General features: G+C 65.2%; 23 protein-coding genes. 4 read left to right on the forward strand and 19 right to left on the reverse strand.

Translation table 11 applies throughout. The features are described from left to right. Positions 1-313: 313 nt before the first annotated feature. From ACQPYR_RS39775 to ACQPYR_RS39795, 5 genes are all read right to left on the reverse strand, one after another. Positions 314-2485 (reverse strand): MMPL family transporter, encoded by a 2172-nt coding sequence (locus ACQPYR_RS39775; protein ID WP_433624737.1) that lies wholly within the window; start codon positions 2483-2485, stop codon positions 314-316. Positions 2486-2526: 41 nt separating this feature from the next. After that, entirely contained in the window at positions 2527-2973 is a 447-nt protein-coding gene (locus ACQPYR_RS39780) for an EXLDI protein (RefSeq protein ID WP_433624738.1), read from the reverse strand. Positions 2974-3155: 182 nt separating this feature from the next. Beyond that, on the reverse strand, positions 3156-4391 hold the full coding sequence (locus ACQPYR_RS39785; RefSeq protein ID WP_433624739.1) for an MFS transporter: 1236 nt from the start codon (positions 4389-4391) through the stop codon (positions 3156-3158). A gap of 43 nt (positions 4392-4434) precedes the next feature. Then, positions 4435-4899 carry an NUDIX domain-containing protein gene (locus ACQPYR_RS39790; protein WP_433599776.1) on the reverse strand — a complete coding sequence of 155 codons (465 nt, stop codon included), beginning with the start codon at positions 4897-4899 and terminating at the stop codon, positions 4435-4437. Positions 4900-4902: 3 nt separating this feature from the next. Continuing rightward, positions 4903-6114, reverse strand: a complete 1212-nt coding sequence (locus ACQPYR_RS39795; RefSeq protein ID WP_433624741.1) for a helix-turn-helix domain-containing protein — start codon at positions 6112-6114, stop codon at positions 4903-4905. Positions 6115-6245: 131 nt separating this feature from the next. On the opposite strand from ACQPYR_RS39795, the gene ACQPYR_RS39800 reads away from it, so the two are divergent. Further along, positions 6246-6719, forward strand: coding sequence for a hypothetical protein (locus ACQPYR_RS39800; protein WP_433624743.1), 474 nt, complete (start codon positions 6246-6248; stop codon positions 6717-6719). 70 nt (positions 6720-6789) lie between these two features. On the opposite strand, the gene rpsQ is transcribed toward ACQPYR_RS39800, so the two are convergent. The 11 genes from rpsQ to rpsJ are packed head-to-tail and all read right to left on the reverse strand — an operon-like array spanning position 6790 to position 12069. After that, a complete protein-coding gene (rpsQ, locus tag ACQPYR_RS39805; protein WP_063047820.1) occupies positions 6790-7071 on the reverse strand; it encodes a 30S ribosomal protein S17 in 282 nt (93 codons plus the stop codon). Further along, the gene (gene rpmC, locus ACQPYR_RS39810) at positions 7068-7307 is read right to left on the reverse strand and encodes a 50S ribosomal protein L29 (RefSeq protein WP_040686552.1); all 240 of its coding nucleotides are present in this window, start codon (positions 7305-7307) and stop codon (positions 7068-7070) included. Before rpmC ends, rpsQ begins: the two co-directional genes overlap by 4 nt. Beyond that, positions 7307-7723 (reverse strand): 50S ribosomal protein L16, encoded by a 417-nt coding sequence (rplP, locus tag ACQPYR_RS39815; RefSeq protein WP_014981662.1) that lies wholly within the window; start codon positions 7721-7723, stop codon positions 7307-7309. Before rplP ends, rpmC begins: the two co-directional genes overlap by 1 nt. Positions 7724-7726: 3 nt before the next feature. Continuing rightward, positions 7727-8536, reverse strand: coding sequence for a 30S ribosomal protein S3 (rpsC, locus tag ACQPYR_RS39820; protein ID WP_040686551.1), 810 nt, complete (start codon positions 8534-8536; stop codon positions 7727-7729). Then, complete coding sequence (rplV, locus tag ACQPYR_RS39825) at positions 8537-8947, reverse strand: 50S ribosomal protein L22 (RefSeq protein WP_387295067.1); 411 nt, start codon at positions 8945-8947, stop codon at positions 8537-8539. Continuing rightward, on the reverse strand, positions 8944-9225 hold the full coding sequence (rpsS, locus tag ACQPYR_RS39830) for a 30S ribosomal protein S19 (RefSeq protein ID WP_040686549.1): 282 nt from the start codon (positions 9223-9225) through the stop codon (positions 8944-8946). The genes rplV and rpsS overlap by 4 nt, the downstream gene beginning before the upstream one ends. Before the next feature lie 15 nt (positions 9226-9240). Then, entirely contained in the window at positions 9241-10077 is an 837-nt protein-coding gene (gene rplB / locus ACQPYR_RS39835) for a 50S ribosomal protein L2 (RefSeq protein WP_433624745.1), read from the reverse strand. Positions 10078-10110: 33 nt separating this feature from the next. Continuing rightward, positions 10111-10416, reverse strand: a complete 306-nt coding sequence (gene rplW / locus ACQPYR_RS39840; protein WP_040686547.1) for a 50S ribosomal protein L23 — start codon at positions 10414-10416, stop codon at positions 10111-10113. Continuing rightward, the gene (rplD, locus tag ACQPYR_RS39845) at positions 10413-11087 is read right to left on the reverse strand and encodes a 50S ribosomal protein L4 (protein ID WP_433624747.1); all 675 of its coding nucleotides are present in this window, start codon (positions 11085-11087) and stop codon (positions 10413-10415) included. The genes rplW and rplD overlap by 4 nt, the downstream gene beginning before the upstream one ends. Further along, entirely contained in the window at positions 11084-11749 is a 666-nt protein-coding gene (rplC, locus tag ACQPYR_RS39850) for a 50S ribosomal protein L3 (RefSeq protein ID WP_433624749.1), read from the reverse strand. The genes rplD and rplC overlap by 4 nt, the downstream gene beginning before the upstream one ends. 14 nt (positions 11750-11763) lie before the next feature. Beyond that, positions 11764-12069 carry a 30S ribosomal protein S10 gene (gene rpsJ, locus ACQPYR_RS39855; RefSeq protein ID WP_003938093.1) on the reverse strand — a complete coding sequence of 102 codons (306 nt, stop codon included), beginning with the start codon at positions 12067-12069 and terminating at the stop codon, positions 11764-11766. Between the two features lie 571 nt (positions 12070-12640). Here rpsJ and ACQPYR_RS39860 point away from each other — a divergent pair. Both ACQPYR_RS39860 and ACQPYR_RS39865 read left to right on the forward strand, forming a co-directional pair. Next, positions 12641-13117 (forward strand): hotdog fold domain-containing protein, encoded by a 477-nt coding sequence (locus ACQPYR_RS39860; RefSeq protein WP_433624751.1) that lies wholly within the window; start codon positions 12641-12643, stop codon positions 13115-13117. Positions 13118-13174: 57 nt separating this feature from the next. Continuing rightward, the gene (locus tag ACQPYR_RS39865) at positions 13175-14368 is read left to right on the forward strand and encodes a lycopene cyclase family protein (protein ID WP_433624753.1); all 1194 of its coding nucleotides are present in this window, start codon (positions 13175-13177) and stop codon (positions 14366-14368) included. A gap of 6 nt (positions 14369-14374) precedes the next feature. Here the strand turns inward: ACQPYR_RS39865 and ACQPYR_RS39870 are convergent, their stop codons facing one another. The 3 genes from ACQPYR_RS39870 to ACQPYR_RS39880 all read right to left on the reverse strand — a co-directional run bounded on the left by ACQPYR_RS39870 (position 14375) and on the right by ACQPYR_RS39880 (position 17206). Further along, on the reverse strand, positions 14375-15229 hold the full coding sequence (locus tag ACQPYR_RS39870; protein ID WP_433624755.1) for an ABC transporter permease: 855 nt from the start codon (positions 15227-15229) through the stop codon (positions 14375-14377). After that, positions 15226-16044: an ABC transporter permease gene (locus ACQPYR_RS39875; RefSeq protein WP_433624757.1), complete on the reverse strand. Its 819-nt coding sequence runs from the start codon at positions 16042-16044 to the stop codon at positions 15226-15228. Before ACQPYR_RS39875 ends, ACQPYR_RS39870 begins: the two co-directional genes overlap by 4 nt. A 151-nt stretch (positions 16045-16195) precedes the next feature. Beyond that, positions 16196-17206, reverse strand: a complete 1011-nt coding sequence (locus ACQPYR_RS39880) for an ATP-binding cassette domain-containing protein (protein WP_433624759.1) — start codon at positions 17204-17206, stop codon at positions 16196-16198. 397 nt (positions 17207-17603) lie between these two features. Here ACQPYR_RS39880 and ACQPYR_RS39885 point away from each other — a divergent pair, with 397 nt between their 5' ends. Continuing rightward, a complete protein-coding gene (locus tag ACQPYR_RS39885) occupies positions 17604-19121 on the forward strand; it encodes an aldehyde dehydrogenase family protein (RefSeq protein WP_433635369.1) in 1518 nt (505 codons plus the stop codon). Positions 19122-19531 lie beyond the last annotated feature (410 nt).

A 19531-nucleotide genomic window follows, 5' to 3' on the forward strand; every position in this document is an offset into this window, starting at 1 on the left:
AGCGGCCAGCGGCAACGGCAACGGCAACGGCAACGGCAACGCTGCACCAGCGGCGACAGCGCGACGTCAGCAGCGGCGCAACAGCACAGTCGGCAGCGCGGCGTTCGGTGATTCCTGCTCACGCATACCGAGTGACTACCTCACATAGGTTGCGCCGTATGCGAGGTAGTCGCTGAGTATGCGGCAACGACCATTGAGGACGACGAGAAGGGCCGTCCGACTTGGATATCCCGAGTCGGACGGCCCTGTTCACTCAGCGGCTGGATTGATCTCTGTTGCGAGGTTCGACCTGTTGCCGCTGCCTGTTCGGCCTTTAGTTGTGGAACGTATCCGAGTACGCGTACGGATCCGAGCGCGTATCTGCCGACATCCGCTCGGACGCACCCTTCGAATCCCGATCCCCATGCCCGGGCCACCAGGCACGGTGCCCGATCAGCGCGGTCACCGCCGGGGTGAAGAACATCGCCATGACGAATGCGGCGATCGCGATGCCCACCGAGATCGCAAAGCCCATCTGTGCCAGCACATTGTTGCCCGCCAACATCATCGAGGCGAAGGTGCCCGCCAGGATTACACCGGCCGCGGCGACGGTCGGACCGGTGTGCCGAACCGCGAGGGCAGCAGCCTGTTTCGGCTCGTTTCCGGCCCGCGCCTCCTCACGCAAGCGAGCGACCATCAGAATGTTGTAGTCGGTGCCGAGTGCCACCACGAACAGGTACATGATCACCGGCAGAGTGAAGATCAGTCCGGAGTTGCCCTGGAAGTGCTGGAAAACCAGTACCGCCGCACCGAGCGTCGCGGCGAAGCCGAGGAATACCGAGGCCATCAGGTACCACGGCGCCACCAGACTGCGCAGCAGCAGCGCGAGCACGATCATGATGAGAATCGCCGCCACCGGGAACACGATCTTGTAGTCGTGCACCATCGCGTCCTGGAAGTCGACGTACACCGACGAGATGCCACCCACCACAGCGGTAGTGCCCGCGGGTGCCGCCGAATGCGCGGCATCGCGCAGCGGATCACGCACCGTATCGAGCGCGGCATCCGATTCGGGCGCACCATTGAGGGTCACCTGGAAGTCGGCGGCCAGTCGGTCACTCGATACCGTCGGCGCCCCGACCTGACTCACACCCGGCACCGCGGCGAGTACGGCACGGTAGGCGGTGAGCTGGTCAGCGTCGAGCGGTGCGCCGTTGTCAGAATGCAACAGCACCTCGGACGGTTGGGTCGACCCGGCGGGCATGCCCTTGAGCAATTCTTTGTTGTAGACCGTCGATTCGGAGGAATCCGAGGTCGAGCCCGAGCTCAGATCGAACGTCGGATGGAAGCCGAACGCCAGCACACCCAGGGCCACCAGCAGCCCACCGGACACCGCCGCGAACGCACCGGGCCGCCGCCCCATCGCCGCGCCGATCGCACCGAAGCGCGCCCCCTTCGGCTCCTGCTGCCACGCCTTCGACGGCCAGAACACCTTGGTGCCCAACAGCGAAACCACGGCGGGCACCAGCGTGAGACCGGCCAGCAGCGCCACCGCGACGGCGATCGCCAGCGCGGGACCGAGCGCACGGAACATGCCGAGCGTGGACAGGGTCAGCGCCATGAACGCGATGATCACCGCACCGGCCGCCGAGGTGATCGCCTCGCCGACCTTGGTGACCGCACTGACCATCGCGGTCTTCGGATCCTCGCCGGCCCGCAGTCGCTCCCGGTACCGGAACATCAGGAACAGGATGTAGTCGGTGCCGACACCGAAAAGCACCACCAGCAGAATGGAATTCACCGAACTGTCGACCTTCAGATCGAAGGCCTTGCTCACCATCGCGATCAGGCCGCCGACGGTGCCGGAGACCGCGCCGATCACGACAATCGGCAGCAGCGCGATCACCGGACTGCGGAAGATGATCAGCAGCAACACCAGAATCAGCACCACTGTCGCGATGCCGATAATGGCCATCCCCTTTTCACCGGACTCGGTCTGGTCCAGCATCTGCGCCGCCTGACCGGTGACGCCCGCCTTCAGATCCGAACTCTGCATCTGATCGCGCAATGCGTCGCGCAGTCTCTTGACCGCATCGCTCTGCGTCGTATCGCCCGCGTTGGTCACCTTCGTCATCTGCACGGCGGCGATCTGCACCAACCGATTCTCCGAGGCCGGAACGGCCTGGATGCCGATGACGTCCTTTATTCTCTGGTCGTCGAGCTTCGACGCGATCGCCGTCACGCTCGCCGAATCGGCCTCGGACAGCGGTGCGCCGTCCGCGCGGACGAAGACGAGCAGCGCCGCGGGCGCCTGCTGTTGCGGAAATGCCTTCTGCTGCAATTGCATTGCCTGAATCGACTCGTAATGCGATGGCAGGAATTCGGATTGGTCGGTGGTCGATTTCAGTTGCGGCGCTGTGGCCACCACCGCGATCACGATGAACAGCCAGAGACCGATCACCTTCCACGGGTTGTGCACAACGATCGCGCCCAGTCGAGCGAACATGTGGGAGAAGTCCTTTCGAGGTCCGAACGAGCGGACCGGTCTCAGATGTCGAGTTCGTCGATCTTGGGACTCGTCGCGGTGCCGACGAGTTCGCGGTAGATGCGTGCCGGAATCCGCCCGGCGAGTTCCTCGACCGAGTCGACGATGTCCACCGTGTAGTCGCCCCAGGCCTGGTCGTCGACGTCGAAGATCTCGCGCCAGTTCTTCAGATCCTTGGTCCAGTTGGTCAGCGCGAAGTCCATCCAGTCGGCCCGCTGCCGATGCACAACGTATTTGCCCTTGCGGCTCAGGTAGACCCGGATCACCTCGATTCCCGATTTGGTGAATTCCCTTGTCTCACCGAGCTTTCGCCCGACGAAGCGCTGTCTGCGCAGGCCGCCGGGACCGACCTTCAGCAGCACATCGCGCATATCCGATGCGTTCTTGTCGATATTGATCGTGGTCACATCCGAAGCGGTGTCGGTCGGTGCGCTCGAATCCGGTGTCATGATTCCCCGTCTCATAAATAGATATGCAAAAAAGCATGAGTTCGACGTCAGCGGACCCGATTCGGTCCGCTGCGGTGAGTCGATCTGCTGTTTCCGGTCGCCTCGAGCCCGCTCCTCGGCTTCCTTCGGGAATCACTATAAGTAGATGTATACGTATAACGCAAGACCTGCGTCGAGCGAGTTCAGCGCGCCCCGGCGGGCAGCTCCTCCCGGTCGACCCGACGCACCACCTTGACCAGCAGCAACAGCCCGACACCGAGTCCGAGCCCGAGTGCCGCGGCCGCCGCGAAGCCCGCCGGGAATCCGCCCGCGTCGATCGCGATGCCGCAGAGGGAGCTGCCGATGCCGTTGCCGAGCGTCATCGCGGCGCCGTGCCAGCCGATCGCCTCGCCGCGCCCGCCCTCCGGAACAATTCGACTCAATTGATCCACGGATGCGACAAGCGTTGGCGCACAAAGTGCTCCGGCAATGAGCCCGGTCACCCCGAGCGATAGCGGACCGACGGCGAAGCACATCGGAATGGTGACGGCGCCGAGCCCGGCGAGCAGCACATACGTCGAAATGGAGCGGTGCAAAGCGCCGTAGACGAGCCCGCCGACCAGCGAACCGAAACCCCAGACCGCCATGACCACGCCGAGCCACCGCTGCGCGCCGAACTCGCGAATCGCGGATACGAATGTCAATTCCGAACCCGCGAGCACCGCGATCGCCACACACGCGCCGATGCACAGCGCGACGAACTCGACCCGGAACCATTCGCGCCGCGGCACCGTTGTGGCACCGGCCTTGTCATCCGAGCGCAGCGGCGGATTACGCACCCACACAAAGACTCCCGCCAGCACCAGCGCCATCTGCATCCCAAACAGGGTGAGCGTCGTCGACCATGCCGTCGCGGCGGCAACGCCGAGCACCGGCCCGACCATGAACGCCATCTCCACCGACACCGACTCCAGTGCCAGCGCCGGTTGACGGCTCTGCTCGGTGGTCGTTGCGATCACGGCCTGCCGAACCACCGTGAAGATCGGAATATCGAAAAGCCCGGCGACCGCAGCCAGCACCAGCAGCGCCCCGTACCCGACGAACGGAGCGATCGACCAGCACACCGCCCCGACCACGATCGACGGCAGAATCGTCCGTCGCAGCCCGAACCGGTCCAACATCCGCCCACGCCACGGCCCACTCGCCGCGACGCACAGCGTGACAACCGAACTCAGCGCCCCGGCCTGCCCATACGACCCGTGCAAGGTCTGCACTACATGCAGTGCGAGCAGCACCGACCCGGCGAAGAACGGAATGCGAACCATCACCCCCAGCAGCAGCACATTGCGTACCGCCGAGTCAGCCAGCACCTCCCTGTAGGCCCGCACCCGACCGAGCGTCCCACGCCCGCCCACTCGCACGCCACCGATTAATCCCATGATTCGATCCGACGGCGCGCAACCACGCACGCTCGAGCCCGGATCACATCGGCGCAGGCTCCCCGTGTTCGAGGTAGACGGTACGGCTCTCCGAACGTGCGATATGTGCTCGACGTAGTCGGCGGGCGAGCCGCGGGATCAGGTAGTCATCGAACTTCGACAACCCGACCCACGCCCAGCGGTCGAGTTCGCTCTCCTGGAGGCTGATGGCTCGTTCATCGGCTCCGATCTCGCCACAATCGAAAACGTAGAGAATCTTGTCGCCTTCGCCCTCGCTCGGGGCCCAATCGTGAACCAGCAAATGCCTTGGTGCACGGTCGATTCCGAGCTCTTCGCGAACCTCGCGACGGCACGCCGCACCTGGCGACTCCCCGGGCTCGACATACCCGCCGGGAATATCCCAACCGCTGCCGTAGGTCTTGTGCACCAACAGCACCTCGTCGCCGCGCACGAAAAGCGCTCCCGCCGCCAGACGTGCGTGTGCAAACCGATTGTCCGCATTGGTCATTGGTTACCTCACGACGTGCATTCGTTGGGCCAAGGCTTGCAAGGCGAACGAAGGACTGCCGTGCGCGTTGCGCATCCAGGTGAGTACGAGTTGTCGGCTGAGGTAATGATGGCGAACCTGTTCCGGGGCCGCCTGCTCGGCGTCGAGCAGAGCCGATACCGAATCCTGTTGGCGGCCAGCCAGATTGAACGCGCGAGCAAGCTCGAGTTGATGCCGAATCCGGCGCTCGACCGGGAGGGCGGAGGTATCCAGCCCGGGACCCAACCGAAGCGCGATCTGCACATCACCGAGTTCCATTGCGGTGTTGACCCGATGGATTGCGACATTGGTGGGCCCGAACGCGGTCCACAGGCAGTTCCGATCGCCACCCAGTTTCCGCGCAGCCACATCCGCCTCGGCCAGAAACTCCTGCACGGTGTCGCGGCGATTGCTCCGCGCGGCGGCCATCGAGCCGACGAGCAGCAGCGTTCCGTATACCGACAACATGTCGTCGCGACCCTCGTGCAGGTACGGCTGCAGGTAGGCTGCTCCGGCTTCGACCAGATCGACAGCGGGTTGCACACGGCCCGTAGACATCACCGTGAAGGCGACCGATCGCATCAGGGAACCGACAATCGCGAGATCATCGGTTCGCTGAGCCGCCGCGAGACCTCGTTCCGCGGCGTTCCAAGCCAAATCGGTTTCGCCGAGCTTGGTCAATACCGAGGCGGCCACTTGATAGCACAGCGCCAACAGTCGGTACCCGGATTCGTCTTCCGCTCGCTGGGCCACCGCCAGCGCGGCAGACAACAGGCCGGGCAATCGGCCTGCCACAAATCCGAACCTGGCCCCCTGATAGGCATCGAAAACACCACGCAGCTCCCGTTCGAGCGCGGGGAGTTGAAAGGACTCCGGATCACGAGCGGGCGGCACCGGCGCAGGCATCAAATGGCTGTAGTCCATCAACGCGGCCCGGAGCGCGGGGATGGTCGAACTCCCGCTGTCGGTGGTCCATGCCAACAGACTCGGATCACCGATCAGGTCTCCCAGCGAAACATCGAGTGCGTCTGCGAGTAGGCGGATCACCGACAGGCGGTCCAGCGGAATCCGATTGTTCTCGACCTTGCTCATCCAATCGTCTGTCCGCCCGACAAGACCGGCTAGCACGTCTTGGGACATACCGCGACGCCGTCGGTACCAAGACACCCGCTCACCGATGGTGAGGTTCTGGGTCATTCCGCGCACAACACAATCTTCCGACTCGGCTGGGCAACAATCCCGGAAAGATATTCCGGGCATACATCTGATCCGGCCTCAGGCTACTTGCAAAGCAAACGACATCAGTGCTGAACGGGACAAAGGCCACCGTGGACACCGAGGAACTCGAGAGCGTCGTCGATTGGGCGGACTACTACCGCCAACAGTTTCATCTTCCCGCAGAGGAACGCGGCGGTTACGTCATGCTGCCGGTGACGACCCATCTGGGCATTATCCACATGCCGAAGCTATTGGCCGAAAAAGTCCGAAATTCCTTGCTACAGCAGGGAACTCCAGGCCCGGTGCTGGCGCGGCAGATCCGCTGGACCTTCGTCGCGGCCGTGGACTACTCCCCGGGTAATCAAGTCCTGGAACTGCTGGCACGCAAAAACATTTGCGTGCCCGTCGTAGGCAGCGCGCTGATGATACCGACCGGCCTCGGGCGGTGGACCCGCGAAGGGGCGCACTGGATCAATCCGCCGGGTCGCGATCAATTGCTGCCAATACTGTCGAACGTCATCAGCACAACGCTGGCATCGTTATTCGATCGAAACGATAGACCGGCTCCGCCGCAGACCGGGTGAATAATCGCAAATATGAAAAAGGCCCGCTTCCCAAATGGGAAGCGGGCCTTTGCTTTCCGCCGGAAAAGGCTTACTTGGCCTTCTCCAGGACCTCGACCAACCGCCAGTGCTTGGTGGCGGACAGCGGGCGGGTCTCCATCAGCTGGACGCGGTCGCCGACACCGGCGATCTCGTTCTCGTCATGCGCCTTCACCTTGGTGGTGGAGCGAATGATCTTGCCGTAGAGCTTGTGCCGCGTGCGGTCTTCCAGCTCGACGACGATGGTCTTGTTCATCTTGTCCGAGACCACGTAGCCGATGCGAACCTTGCGGGTGCCGCGCTTGACCTCGGGGGTCACGTTCTCTTCACTCATGCCGCATCTCCCTTGCCAGCGGGTGCCGAGGCCAGGCCGAGCTCGCGCTCACGCATGACCGTGTAGATGCGCGCGATCTCGTGACGCACGACGCGCAGGCGACGGTTGTTGTCCAACTGACCCGTCGCCATCTGGAAGCGCAGATTGAACAGCTCTTCCTTCGACTCGCGCAGGCGGGCGACGAGCTCCTCTTCGTTGAGCTCGCGGAGCTCTGCGGCCGGTGTACCGGTAGCCATCAGAACTGCTCCTCCCTGGTCACGATCCTGCACTTCATGGGGAGCTTGTGCATCGCGCGGCGCAGGGCCTCACGAGCGATCTCCTCATTGGGGTAACTCATTTCGAACATCACGCGCCCGGGCTTGACGTTCGCGATCCACCACTCCGGCGAACCCTTACCGGAACCCATGCGGGTTTCGGCCGGCTTCTTGGTAAGCGGGCGATCCGGGTAGATGTTGATCCAGATCTTGCCGCCACGCTTGATGTGACGGGTCATCGCGATACGCGCGGACTCGATCTGCCGGTTGGTGACGTAGGCGGGCTCGAGAGCCTGGATGCCGAATTCACCGAACGCGACCGAAGTGCCGCCCTTGGCCATGCCGCTGCGGCTCGGGTGATGCTGCTTCCGGTGCTTGACCTTCCGTGGCATCAACATGCGTCAGCCCTCCTGTGTTTCTGCCGGGGCGTCGGCAACCGCGGTAGCGGCGCCTGCACGCCCGGCCTCGGTGCTGGTCGCGGTGGTGCCTGCGGAACCGGACCGACGCGGGCGGCTCGGCCGCTCCCGGCGCTCACGGCGGTCACCAGCGGCGGGCGCGGCCGCGGCCGTGACCTCACGCTTGCCACCGACGATGTCGCCCTTGTAGATCCAGACCTTCACGCCGATGCGACCGAAGGTGGTCTTGGCCTCGTAGAGGCCGTAGTCGATGTCCGCGCGCAGCGTGTGCAGCGGGACGCGACCCTCACGGTAGAACTCCGAGCGCGACATTTCGGCGCCACCGAGGCGGCCCGAGCACTGCACCCGGATGCCCTTGACGTTCGGCGAACGCATGGCCGACTGGATGGCCTTGCGCATCGCGCGACGGAACGCCACACGGTTGGACAGCTGCTCGGCGACACCCTGGGCAACGAGCTGCGCATCCGACTCGGGGTTCTTGACCTCGAGGATGTTCAGCTGCACCTGCTTCTTGGTGAGCTTCTCCAGCTCGGCGCGAATGCGATCGGCCTCGGCGCCGCGGCGACCGATGACGATGCCCGGACGCGCGGTGTGGATGTCGACGCGAACCCGGTCACGGGTGCGCTCGATCTCCACCTTGGAGATGCCCGCCCGCTCCATGCCGGTGGCGAGGAGCTTGCGGATGGCGACGTCTTCCTTCACGTAGTCCGCGTACTGCTTGTCCGCGTACCAACGCGACTTCCAGTCGGTGGTGATACCGAGGCGGAAGCCATGGGGATTGATCTTCTGTCCCATTTACTTTGCCCCTCCCTTCCGGCGGCTGCGAGCAGCACCAGCAGTGGGCACGCTCTCGACCTCGATGGTGATGTGGCTGGTGCGCTTGCGAATCCGGAACGCGCGGCCCTGGGCCCGCGGCTGGAAACGCTTCATGGTCGCGCCCTCGTCGACGTAGGCGGTCGAGATGACCAGCGTGGCCGGGTTCAGGCCGAGGTTGTTCTCGGCGTTGGCCGCGGCGCTGGCGACAACCTTCGCGACCGGCTCGCTCGCGGCCTGGGGTGCGAACTTGAGGATTGCGAGTGCATCCTCGACCCGCTTGCCGCGGACCAGGTCCACGACACGGCGAGCCTTCATCGGGGTGACGCGAACGTGCTTCGCCGTCGCCCGGGCAGTCGGGTTCTGAACCGTCGCTGTGTTTGATTCGCTCATCGCCGCTTGCTCTTCCGGTCTTCCTTGACGTGGCTCTTGAACGTCCTGGTGGGCGCGAACTCACCCAGCTTGTGGCCGACCATGGACTCCGAGACGAACACCGGCACGTGCTTGCGGCCGTCGTGGACGGCGAAGGTGTGACCGATGAAATCGGGGATGATGGTCGAACGACGGGACCAGGTCTTGATGACCTGCTTGCTGCCCTTTTCGTTCTGAACGTCCACCTTCGCGAGGAGGTGGTCGTCGACGAACGGGCCCTTCTTGAGGCTGCGTGGCATTTCTTACCTCCTCCTTCAGCGCTTCTTGCCGGTCTTGCGACGGCGGACGATGAGCTTGTCGCTCGGACGGTTGGGCTTGCGGGTGCGGCCTTCCGGCTGACCCCACGGCGAGACCGGGTGGCGACCACCGGAGGTCTTGCCTTCACCACCACCATGCGGGTGGTCGACCGGGTTCATGACGACACCACGGACCGTGGGGCGGCGACCCTTCCAGCGCATACGGCCGGCCTTACCCCAGTTGATGTTCGACTGTTCGGCGTTGCCGACCTCGCCGACGGTGGCGCGGCAGCGCACGTCGACGCGACGGATCTCACCGGAGGGCATACGCAGCGTGGCGTAGGGGCCTTCCTTACCGAGCAGCTGGATGCTCATGCCGGCGGCGCGGGCCATCTTGGCGCCACCGCCCGGACGCAGCTCCACGTTGTGAATCGTGGTACCGGTCGGGATGTTGCGCAGCGGCAGGTTGTTACCCGGCTTGATGTCGGCGGTCGGGCCGGACTCGATCGGGGTGCCCTGCTGGATACCCTTCGGCGCCAGGATGTAGCGCTTCTCGCCGTCGCGGTAGTGCAGCAGCGCGATATTGGCGGTGCGGTTCGGGTCGTACTCGATGTGCGCGACCTTGGCCGGGATGCCGTCCTTGTCCAGGCGACGGAAGTCGATCAGACGGTAGGCACGCTTGTGGCCGCCACCGCGGTGACGAGTGGTGATGCGACCGTGCGCGTTGCGGCCACCCTTGCTGTGCAGCGGGCGGATCAGCGACTTCTCGGGGGTCGACCGAGTGATCTCAGCGAAGTCCGAGACGCTGGAGCCACGACGGCCCGGCGTAGTCGGCTTGTACTTACGGATTGCCATGAGTTCTTCTCTGCTTTCTGGATTCCCAGGCGCTTACGCGACCGGGCCTCCGAAGATCTCGATGGGCTTGCTGTCGGCCGAGATGGTCACGAGCGCGCGCTTGGTGTCCTTGCGCTTGCCGTAACCGAAGCGGGTCCGCTTGCGCTTGCCCTGACGGTTGGCGGTGTTGACGCTGGTCACCTTCACACCGAAGACCTTCTCGACGGCGATCTTGATCTGCGTCTTGTTGGAATCCGGGTGCACGATGAAGGTGTAAGTACCTTCCTCGATCAGTCCGTAGGACTTCTCCGAGATGACCGGCGCCAGCAGAATGTCGCGGGGGTCGGCGATCGTGGTCACTTGCTCTCCTCCTGTGCGGATTCGGCGGGGCCGTGCACGAAGGCGTTCAAGGCCTCGACGCTGAACACCACTTCGTCGCTCTCGAGCACGTCGTAGGTGTTGAGCTGATCCGGCGCGATCGGGTGCACGAACTCCAGGTTCTGCACGCTCTTCCAGCCCGCGATGTCCTCGCGTCCGAGGACGAGCAGGAACTTCTTCCGGTCCGACAGCTCGGACAGGAACGACTTCGCGGTCTTGGTCGACGGGGTCTGACCCGAGACCAGTTCGGTGATCACGTGGATGCGCTCGTTGCGCGCACGATCCGAGAGGGCGCCACGCAGCGCGGCGCGGATCATCTTCTTGGGGGTGCGCTGGCTGTAGTCACGCGGCTGCGGACCGTGCACGGTGCCACCGCCGGTGAACTGCGGCGCGCGGGTCGAGCCCTGACGGGCGCGGCCGGTGCCCTTCTGGCGGTACGGCTTCTTGCCACCACCGCGGACTTCACCGCGGGTCTTGGTGGAGTGGGTGCCCTGGCGAGCGGCGGCGAGCTGCGCGATGACCACCTGGTGCATCAGCGAGATGTTCGCGGTCGCGTCGAAGATCTCCGAGGGGAGTTCGACGGTGCCATTGGTCTTGCCACCCAGTTCTTTGACCGGAAGCGTCAGGTTGGTCTTCTTCTCAACGCTGGTCATGCGTGTGCACCACCCTTCACGGCGCTCTTGACGACGACGACGTTGCCGCGGCGACCCGGGATCGCTCCCTTGATCAGCAGCAGGCCGTTCTCGACGTCCACCTTGTGAACCGACAGGTTCTGCGTGGTGACGCGGTCATTGCCCATCCGGCCCGACATGCGCATGCCCTTGAACACGCGGCCGGGGGTGGCGCAGCCACCGATGGAACCCGGGCGACGGTGCACGGCCTGCGCACCGTGCGAGGCGCCCTGACCGGCGAAGCCGTGACGCTTCATGGTGCCGGCGAAGCCCTTGCCCTTGCTGGTGCCGGTGACGTCGACGTAGGCGCCCTCTTCGAAGACATCGGCGTTGATCTCCTGGCCGACCTCGAAGGTGGAGGCGTCCGCGACGCGGATCTCGGCGACGTGGCGGCGCGGGGTGACACCGGCCTTGGCGAACTGACCGGAAACCGGCTTGTTCACCTTGCGCGGGTCGATGGCGCCGAAAGCGACCTGGACGGCGCTGTAGCCGTCGCGCTCCACGGTGCGGATCTGGGTAACGACGTTCGGTCCGGCCTTGATGACGGTCACGGGGACGACACGGTTCTTGTCGTCGAACACCTGGGTCATACCGAGCTTGGTGCCCAGGATGCCGGCCGCCGGCCTGTTCTTGTTGTCAGTCATATCTCGAGTCCCCGTCACTGAATGTTGACGTCGACGCTGGCCGGCAGGTCGATGCGCATAAGGGCATCAACCGTCTTCGGCGTCGGGTCGAGGATGTCGATCAGCCGCTTGTGCGTCCGCATCTCGAAGTGCTCGCGCGAGTCCTTGTACTTGTGCGGCGAACGGATGACGCAGTACACGTTCTTTTCGGTCGGCAACGGCACCGGCCCGACCACACGGGCCCCGGTGCGGGTCACCGTCTCCACGATCTTGCGCGCAGACGCGTCGATCGCTTCGTGGTCATAGGCCTTGAGCCTGATGCGGATCTTCTGTCCCGCCACGCTAAGTGTCCTTTTCTCCGCTTATCGTTCGTGGTCCGGAAGCCGGCTTCCGTACCACCTTCAATTGCACAGCCCGAACACACGAAGACGTCCCAGCCCGATCGGATCAGGCCCGGAGGCGGCAGCCTGCGTAACCACGCAGGGCCCCCACTCGGACAAGATCCAACACCGTGAGACCGCGACCGGGCACGCCCGATCCTCGCCGCTGTTCATCTGTCATGGTTCTCCGGTCCACGCGGTCGGGCGTGTCGCGCCGATCTCCGATCGGAATTCCACGCAGCCGCTCATTCCTCGGCCCCGGTCGAAAACTTCACCTGGCCTGGAACGTTTGTCCCGGACGCACCCACGCTGGATGTCCAGCGAGGTACACGATTGGGTGTTGCTCGCCTCGCCACCCGCCACAACCGCCGAACGGCATGACCTGGTGCAAGGCAACCCGAACAGTATGCCCGACTGCGTTGGCGACTTCAAATCCGCCCCCTACCAACACTTCGCCAGCAGGTCAGGGTGCGAATCCCGGGCGCGCCCGACCACTACCGCGCACGAACTTACTTCTGAGTAAGATAGAGCCATGACGAAACCGACCGCGACTCATCGGATCTGGAACAAGCTGCCGGACAACCGGCTGGGACACACCCTGTTCTCGCTCGGCATGGTGGCCCGGGTGCCCTACTTCGGGACGGTGCTGCCGAGCGTCGTGCGGCTGGAGCCCGGACTGTGTGAGGTGACCTCGCCGAAGTGGTTCGGCATCCACAACCACCTGGGCACCTATCACGCGATCGCGGCCTGCAACCTGGCCGAAGTCGCCATGGGCATGCTGAGCGAGGCCACGGTGCCCGATACGCACCGTTGGATTCCCAAGGCCATGAATGTGCAGTATCTGGCCAAGGCCGAGACCGGTCTGCGCGCGGTGGCGAAGCTGGCCGAGGTGCCCGACTTCACCCGGATCACCGAGGGGCAGGAGCTGACCGTTCCGGTGTCCATCTACGACAAGCACGGCCTCGAGGTCGTGCACGCCGACATCACCACCTGGATCACCCCCAAGTAGGTGACCGGCGGGACGCAGTGTTGCGGGCGAACGGACGGAGCGGTTTGAATGCGAAGCATGGGTGACAGGGCGGTCCGGGAATTCGACCTCTGCGTGGTCGGGCTCGGACCGACCGGTCGAGCGCTGGCGCATCGGGCCATGCGGGCCGGGTGCCACGTCGTCGCCGTCGATCCGCGGCCGGAGCGGCTCTGGCCGCCGACGTTCTCCTGCTGGATCGATGAACTGCCGGAGTGGTTGCCCTCGAGCGCGATTGCCGCGCGTATTCCGAAGCCGACGGTCTGGACAAAGGCCGAGCATCGGATCGACCGCCCCTACTGCGTGCTGTCGAAAACCGGACTGCGCGACGCACTGCCGCTCGATGACGCCACCGTTGTAGCCGGGCGGGCAACTCGTGTCGAGGCCCATGAGGTGGAGCTCGCGGACGGCACGATCCTCAGGGCCGCAGCGGTTTTCGACAGCCGTGGGCTGCCGACGCTCGGACAGCGTCGCGCGGCAAGTGCACACGGGATCTTCGTCGACGCCGAAACCGCCGCGCCCATGGTGACCGATGGCGAGGGTCTACTGCTCGATTGGCGTCCGGAGAACGGCGCGGGGCCGGATGAGCCGCCGTCGTTCCTCTATGCCGTCCCGCTCGGTGACGGCACGGTGATCTTCGAGGAGACCAGCCTCGGCCTGCGCGGCGGCATGCCGCAGCACGAGTTGCGCAGACGCACCCTGAACCGCCTTGCCGCACACGGCATTCGGCTCACCGGCGACGAGCCGACCGAGGCCGCGCACTACCCACTGGACCAGCCGCCGCCGAAAAAGGGGACCGCCCAAGCGATTCCGTTCGGCTCCCGCGGTGGCATGATGCATCCCTGCACCGGCTATAGCGTCGCCGATTCGCTGGCCCTGGTCGACACGGCCGTCGCCGCCCTCCGGCAAGGCCACGACCCCATCGCCGAACTCTGGCCGTGGCAGGCCCGGCTGGTGTACTGGATGCGCATGCGCGGCCTCTGGGGCATGGGCCGCTTGACCACCGAACAGTCCATCGCCATGTTCGACGCGTTCTTCAACGCATCGCCGCGCGGCCAGCGCGCCCTGCTCTCCGCCCACGACGACTACACCGTCCTCGGCGCCGTCCTGTTCAACACCGTCGCACGCACCTGGCCGTTCCGCTGGCGCTACGACCTGGTCGGCTGGACGAATCGAAACCGCTGGGCCGGTTTCGATTTCGACGCAGCCGAACGCGAAGAGGGCCGGATCGGCTGAGGAAGGTCAGGCGCCGGTTTCGGCGGCGCGCTGGTAGCCGCGGACCGCCGGATACGCGAATACGACGATGAGCCCGAGAACCCAGGCGACGGTCTTCAACAGGGGTTCGGCGACGGCGCCGCCGTAGGACAGTCCCTTCATCGCATCGATGGCGCAGCTCATCGGCTGATTCGCGACCACGTCCTGCAACCAGACCGGATAGGCGATCACCGGCACGAACCCGGAATTGAAGAACATCAGCAGGGTATTGACGATGCCGATGATGCTGACCAGCATGACGCCCTCGGTAATGGTCGCCAGCGCCGTGACCAGCACCGCGAAGCCGACACCGAACAGCACCGGAATACCGACCAACGCGATGGCCGCCAACGGCCCCTGCCCGAAACGGAAACCGAGGGTGAAGCCGACCGCGATCACGAACAGCGTGGTGACCAGCACGCGGACCGCCTCGGCGAGCAGCCTGCCGGTCAGTCCGGCCGCCCGGTGCACCGGCATGGTCCAGAACCGACCGAGCAGTCCGGTGAACTTCTCACCCTTGAAACCGAGGGCGCTGACCACCGCACCGGACATCGCCGCGACCAACGTGATCAGCGCGACCTGTCCGTAGATGCTCGGCTTACCGGTGGCCGCGGTGATCGAATTGCCGAGCACGACGCGGAACATGAAAAGCGTCAGCGCCGGATAGATCAGCGTCTGGATGGTGGTCGCGGGATCGCGCGCCCACACCAGCAGCAGCCGCTTGCACTGGATCAGGCTGTGCGTGATCCAGGTCGACAGCGCGCGTTCGGATGGTGTGGCCACCCGCGGCAGCGGGTCGAATCCGTCCACCTCGATGCGCTCCAAGGTCTCGACAGAACTCATGACCGCCTCACACTCGCCCAGATCGCCAACGGAGTAAAGACGATCGCCATACCGCCGAGCCAGGTCAGCGGCACCCACAGCACATCCCAGGTCACCCCGTTGTGGGCCATATCGCGCAGCGCGAAGGAGAACTGGGAGATCGGCTGATTGCGCACGAACGGCCGGATCCACATCGGAAAACTGCGTTCCGGGACGAATCCGCAGGACAGCATGCCGAAGATCAAGGTGGGCAGCGTCAATGCCTGACTCAGCGATTCCGGACTCTTGGTCAGGCTGCCGAGCGCGTCCGCGCCGAGTGCGAGCACGGTACCGACCGCGATCGAGAACACGCAGAACAGCACGGCCTGACCGAGTCCGGCGACGAACCGGAAGCCGATCATGTAGCCGAAGATGATCGCCGCGGTCAGCGCGGTCAGCGAACGAACCAGACCCGCGCCGATCCGCGCGCTCAACGGCACCAGCATGCCGATCGGCATCGTCTGTAGTCGCGTGCTCAGACCGGTCAGCGCCTCGTATGCGGACAGCTGCGCATTCGACATCATCGTGAACGCCATGGTCTGCAGCACGATGATCGGCATGACGAACTGGGCGTAATCGATGCCCTGGAACTTCATGACATAGCGCAGCGGCAGATAGAAGCCGAGCGTGAACACCAGTGGGGTGATCATCGCGACGATCAGTTCGCCCTTGACGGCCATGGTCCGCACAATGCGTCCGGACAGCGCACGCCACTGCGCGAAGTAAGAGAGCCTGGCGGCGGGCAGCTCGGCGAAGAGCAGTGCCGAATCGGCCCGCTCGACGGTGGTGGAACTCACGACGGCGCCTCGCTGGCGCTCGGCTCCGTCGTGACTTCCAGTCCTTTGTTGTTGGTTCGCTCGCTGCGCTCGCTCACGACTGCGCCTCGCTGACGCTCGGCTCCGCCGTGCGCGATGCGCGCTGTGTTGTTGGTTCGCTCGCTGCGCTCGCTCACGCGTGGCCGCCCGAATGGCCGGTGATGGAGAGGAAGACATCGTCGAGCGAGGGCCTGCGCAGCGCGATATCGGCCAACTGGATCCCGGCGGCATCGAGCCTGCGCAACGCCTCCGACAGCGTGCCCGCACCGTCGGGTGCGGGAATCGAGATCCGGTCGCCGCCATCGACGTCGGCGAGTACGGCGGCGGGCACCAGATCACCGAGTGCGTTGGCGGCCTTGCCGAGCTGCCCCGGATCCAGCGGCACCACCTCGCAGTAGCTGCCGCCGGTCTTCTCCTTGAGTTCGTCGGCGGTGCCCTCGGCGATCACCGTGCCCTTATCGATGACGATGATGTTGTCGCTGAGCACATCGGCTTCCTCGAGGTACTGCGTGGTGAGCAGCACCGTGATGCCCTGATTCTTCAGCGCGGTCACCAGATCCCACACGCCCTGCCTGCTGCGCGGATCCAGACCGGTGGTCGGCTCGTCGAGGAAGACCACCTCGGGCCGCACCACCAGTCCACAGGCGATATCGACCCGACGACGCATACCGCCGGAATAGTGACGCACCGCGCGACGGCCCGCGTGCACCAGGTCGAATTCCTCGAGCAGAGTGTCGGCGCGCTTGCGGGCGGCCGATTTGCCCAGGCCCATCAGCCTGCCGAACAATTCCAGGTTCTCCCGGCCGGAGAGGTTCTCGTCGAGCGCGGCGTACTGGCCGGTCATCATGATCGAGCGGCGCACACCCGCCGGATCCTTCAGCACATCGTGGCCCGCGACCACAGCGGTGCCGGAGTCCGGGCGCAGCAGGGTCGAGAGCACTTTGACCATGGTGGTCTTGCCCGCGCCGTTGGGCCCGAGGATGCCGAGCACGCTCGCCCGCTCGGCGGTGAAGCTGATGCCCTGCAGCGCGTGCACATCGCCGAATGACTTCCGGACATCCGCAACCGCGACCGCGACCTCACCACCACCGTCGATGGGTGGTGGCTCGCTGGTATGCGAATCCGCTTGGTTCAAGCTCGGCATCAACTCTCCACTGTGTCTGATCGGCGGCGTTCGCGGGCCGGGGCGGCGACCCGGGTCGCCGAGAGCGCGGGCAATGAATACGTCCCGGTTGGTGATCCCTGCCGCCAAGCGTGATGTTACCGGCAGAGGCATCCGCGCATGGCCGACCGCGTCATACCCAGCGACCCGCGACCTAACTGTGTCCTTACTCACATTTCTTACGGCCGATCCACGCGACCCGAGAACGTCGCTGGTGGCGGCCTCGAGGGGCAGCGTAGGGGCGGTAGCGACACCTTGTCCGGCCGTCGCGGCGACCATAGTCTGCTAGACGGGGGAAAACGCACTAACTCGTTTGCGGCAGCGCTGTTTCGCCAAAGCGTTCAGTGGCTGCGGCGGATCGACCCTGCGAGAGGTGACCATGGCCGAGACCGCGCAGCCGAGACTGGCAGCGCATACGGGAGGATCGGGCCGACCGAACGTGCTGACGTCCTATGACCCGCGCACCGGTGAGATCGTCGGCAACTATGCCGTGATGGGCGCGGGCGAAATCAACCGCACCGTGCGCGCCGCGCGCTCCGCCGAAAAATGGTGGGCGGAACTGGGATTCAACGCCCGCAAACGCTGGCTACTGGACTGGAAACGCAGTATCGCCAGGCGCGCAGGCGAATTGGCGGAAATCCTGTGCGAGGAAACCGGAAAACCACAGGCGGACGCGGTGATCGAGGTGATGCTCGCCGTCGAGAATCTGGATTGGGCGGCCCGCAATGCCGCGCGCGTGCTGGATCGGCGCAAGCTCGGCTCCACCTGGCTGACCCGCAACCAGCACGCCTCGGTCGGCTATCTGCCGCTCGGCGTGGTCGGGGTGCTCGGACCGTGGAACAACCCGGTGTTCACCCCGATGGGCTCGATCGCCTACGCGATGGCCGCGGGCAATGCCGTGGTGTTCAAACCCGATGAGCTGACCACCGGCGTCGGGGTCTGGCTCGCCGACAGCTGGAACAAGCTCGCGCCGAATCAGCCTGTGCTGCAGGTCGTTACCGGCGATCACGCCACCACCGCGTCGCTGTGCCGCGCCAAGGTGGACAAGATCGCCTATGCCGGTTCGGATGCGGGTGCGCGCGAGGTGATCACGCTGTGCGCGCAGACGTTGACGCCGGTGGTGGTCGAGCGGAATGGCAAGGGCACCATGGTGGTTCACGTCGACGCCAAACTCGACGAGGCCGCCGAAGCCGCGGTGTTCGGCGCGATGGCCAATGCGGGCCAGAACTCCACCGGCATCCAGCGGGCCTACGTCGCCAACTCCGTCTACGACCGATTCCTGGAACTGGTGATCGAGCAGGCGCGGCGGCTGCGCCCCGGCGCGGACAAGCGCGCGTCCTACGGTCCGATGATTCTGGAATCGCAGGTCGACGTGGTGCGCAAACAGGTGCGCGACGCACTGGCCAGAGGCGGGCGCGCGGTGGTCGGCGGACTGGATTCGATTCGCGATCCCTACATCGAACCGATCGTGTTGGCCGAGGTGCCGGAGGAGAGCGTCGCGATCACCGGCGAGGGCATCGGGCCGCTTCTGATCGTCAACAGGGTCGCGAATATGGACGAAGCGGCACAGCGGATCAATGCGGTCGGCAATGGTGTCGCGGTGTCGGTGTTCACCCGGGATGTGCACGGTATCGAATCCTTCGCCGAGCAACTACGGGTCGGCGTTGTGACCATCAATTCTTCGAGCACCTACGCCGGGATTCCGGCGCTGCCGTTCGGCGGGGTCGGCGAATACGGGCAGGGACACCATCACGGCGATCAGGGACTGCGCGAGTTCAGCCGGACGCTGGCGATCGCACGCAAGCGGTATCGCGCGGCGGTGAACCTGTCCACCTTCGACCGACACCCACGGCATCTACGCACAGCCAAGGCCATCTTCCGCATGCGCCACGGCTGAGTTATTGGCAGCGCCTCCGGCGCTGCGTGTTCGCGGCCCCCTGGTGTCTCGCGTCCGAGCCGTCGAGACTCGCGACTTCGTCGCATGCGCTTCGACGGCTCGGACGCGAGACGGGCCGCGAACGGTCGCTCGTAAGACTCGCTCCGTGGTGGTCACCTATAGCGGATCGTTCGGCACCGATGCCTACGCACCGGACAGTCCCCACCCAGCGCACGCGCATCCACAACTCGGACACCAGACGAGCCGCAAACGGGTCACTCGCAAGACTCCCTCCGACGGAGTCACCGATAGCGGACCATTCAGCACCGATCCCTACGCACCGGACAGTCCCCACCCAGCGCACGCGCATCCACAACTCGGACACCAGACGAGCCGCAAACGGGTCACTCGCAAGACTCCCTCCGTGGTGG

Origin of the sequence: Nocardia sp. CA-120079 (assembly GCF_050955745.1) — a bacterium.
Lineage (GTDB): Bacteria > Actinomycetota > Actinomycetes > Mycobacteriales > Mycobacteriaceae > Nocardia.

What these genes read in the sequence shown, in the direction of transcription:
- ACQPYR_RS39775 (WP_433624737.1), bottom strand. Translation starts at nt 2,485, where the DNA reads ATGTTCGCTCGACTGGGCGCGATCGTTGTGCACAACCCGTGGAAGGTG.
- ACQPYR_RS39780 (WP_433624738.1), bottom strand. Translation starts at nt 2,973, where the DNA reads ATGACACCGGATTCGAGCGCACCGACCGACACCGCTTCGGATGTGACC.
- ACQPYR_RS39785 (WP_433624739.1), bottom strand. Translation starts at nt 4,391, where the DNA reads ATGGGATTAATCGGTGGCGTGCGAGTGGGCGGGCGTGGGACGCTCGGT.
- ACQPYR_RS39790 (WP_433599776.1), bottom strand. Translation starts at nt 4,899, where the DNA reads ATGACCAATGCGGACAATCGGTTTGCACACGCACGTCTGGCGGCGGGA.
- ACQPYR_RS39795 (WP_433624741.1), bottom strand. Translation starts at nt 6,114, where the DNA reads ATGACCCAGAACCTCACCATCGGTGAGCGGGTGTCTTGGTACCGACGG.
- rpsQ (WP_063047820.1), bottom strand. Translation starts at nt 7,071, where the DNA reads ATGAGTGAAGAGAACGTGACCCCCGAGGTCAAGCGCGGCACCCGCAAG.
- rpmC (WP_040686552.1), bottom strand. Translation starts at nt 7,307, where the DNA reads ATGGCTACCGGTACACCGGCCGCAGAGCTCCGCGAGCTCAACGAAGAG.
- rplP (WP_014981662.1), bottom strand. Translation starts at nt 7,723, where the DNA reads ATGTTGATGCCACGGAAGGTCAAGCACCGGAAGCAGCATCACCCGAGC.
- rpsC (WP_040686551.1), bottom strand. Translation starts at nt 8,536, where the DNA reads ATGGGACAGAAGATCAATCCCCATGGCTTCCGCCTCGGTATCACCACC.
- rplV (WP_387295067.1), bottom strand. Translation starts at nt 8,947, where the DNA reads ATGAGCGAATCAAACACAGCGACGGTTCAGAACCCGACTGCCCGGGCG.
- rpsS (WP_040686549.1), bottom strand. Translation starts at nt 9,225, where the DNA reads ATGCCACGCAGCCTCAAGAAGGGCCCGTTCGTCGACGACCACCTCCTC.
- rplB (WP_433624745.1), bottom strand. Translation starts at nt 10,077, where the DNA reads ATGGCAATCCGTAAGTACAAGCCGACTACGCCGGGCCGTCGTGGCTCC.
- rplD (WP_433624747.1), bottom strand. Translation starts at nt 11,087, where the DNA reads ATGACCAGCGTTGAGAAGAAGACCAACCTGACGCTTCCGGTCAAAGAA.
- rplC (WP_433624749.1), bottom strand. Translation starts at nt 11,749, where the DNA reads ATGACTGACAACAAGAACAGGCCGGCGGCCGGCATCCTGGGCACCAAG.
- ACQPYR_RS39860 (WP_433624751.1), top strand. Translation starts at nt 12,641, where the DNA reads ATGACGAAACCGACCGCGACTCATCGGATCTGGAACAAGCTGCCGGAC.
- ACQPYR_RS39865 (WP_433624753.1), top strand. Translation starts at nt 13,175, where the DNA reads ATGGGTGACAGGGCGGTCCGGGAATTCGACCTCTGCGTGGTCGGGCTC.
- ACQPYR_RS39870 (WP_433624755.1), bottom strand. Translation starts at nt 15,229, where the DNA reads ATGAGTTCTGTCGAGACCTTGGAGCGCATCGAGGTGGACGGATTCGAC.
- ACQPYR_RS39880 (WP_433624759.1), bottom strand. Translation starts at nt 17,206, where the DNA reads ATGCCGAGCTTGAACCAAGCGGATTCGCATACCAGCGAGCCACCACCC.
- ACQPYR_RS39885 (WP_433635369.1), top strand. Translation starts at nt 17,604, where the DNA reads ATGGCCGAGACCGCGCAGCCGAGACTGGCAGCGCATACGGGAGGATCG.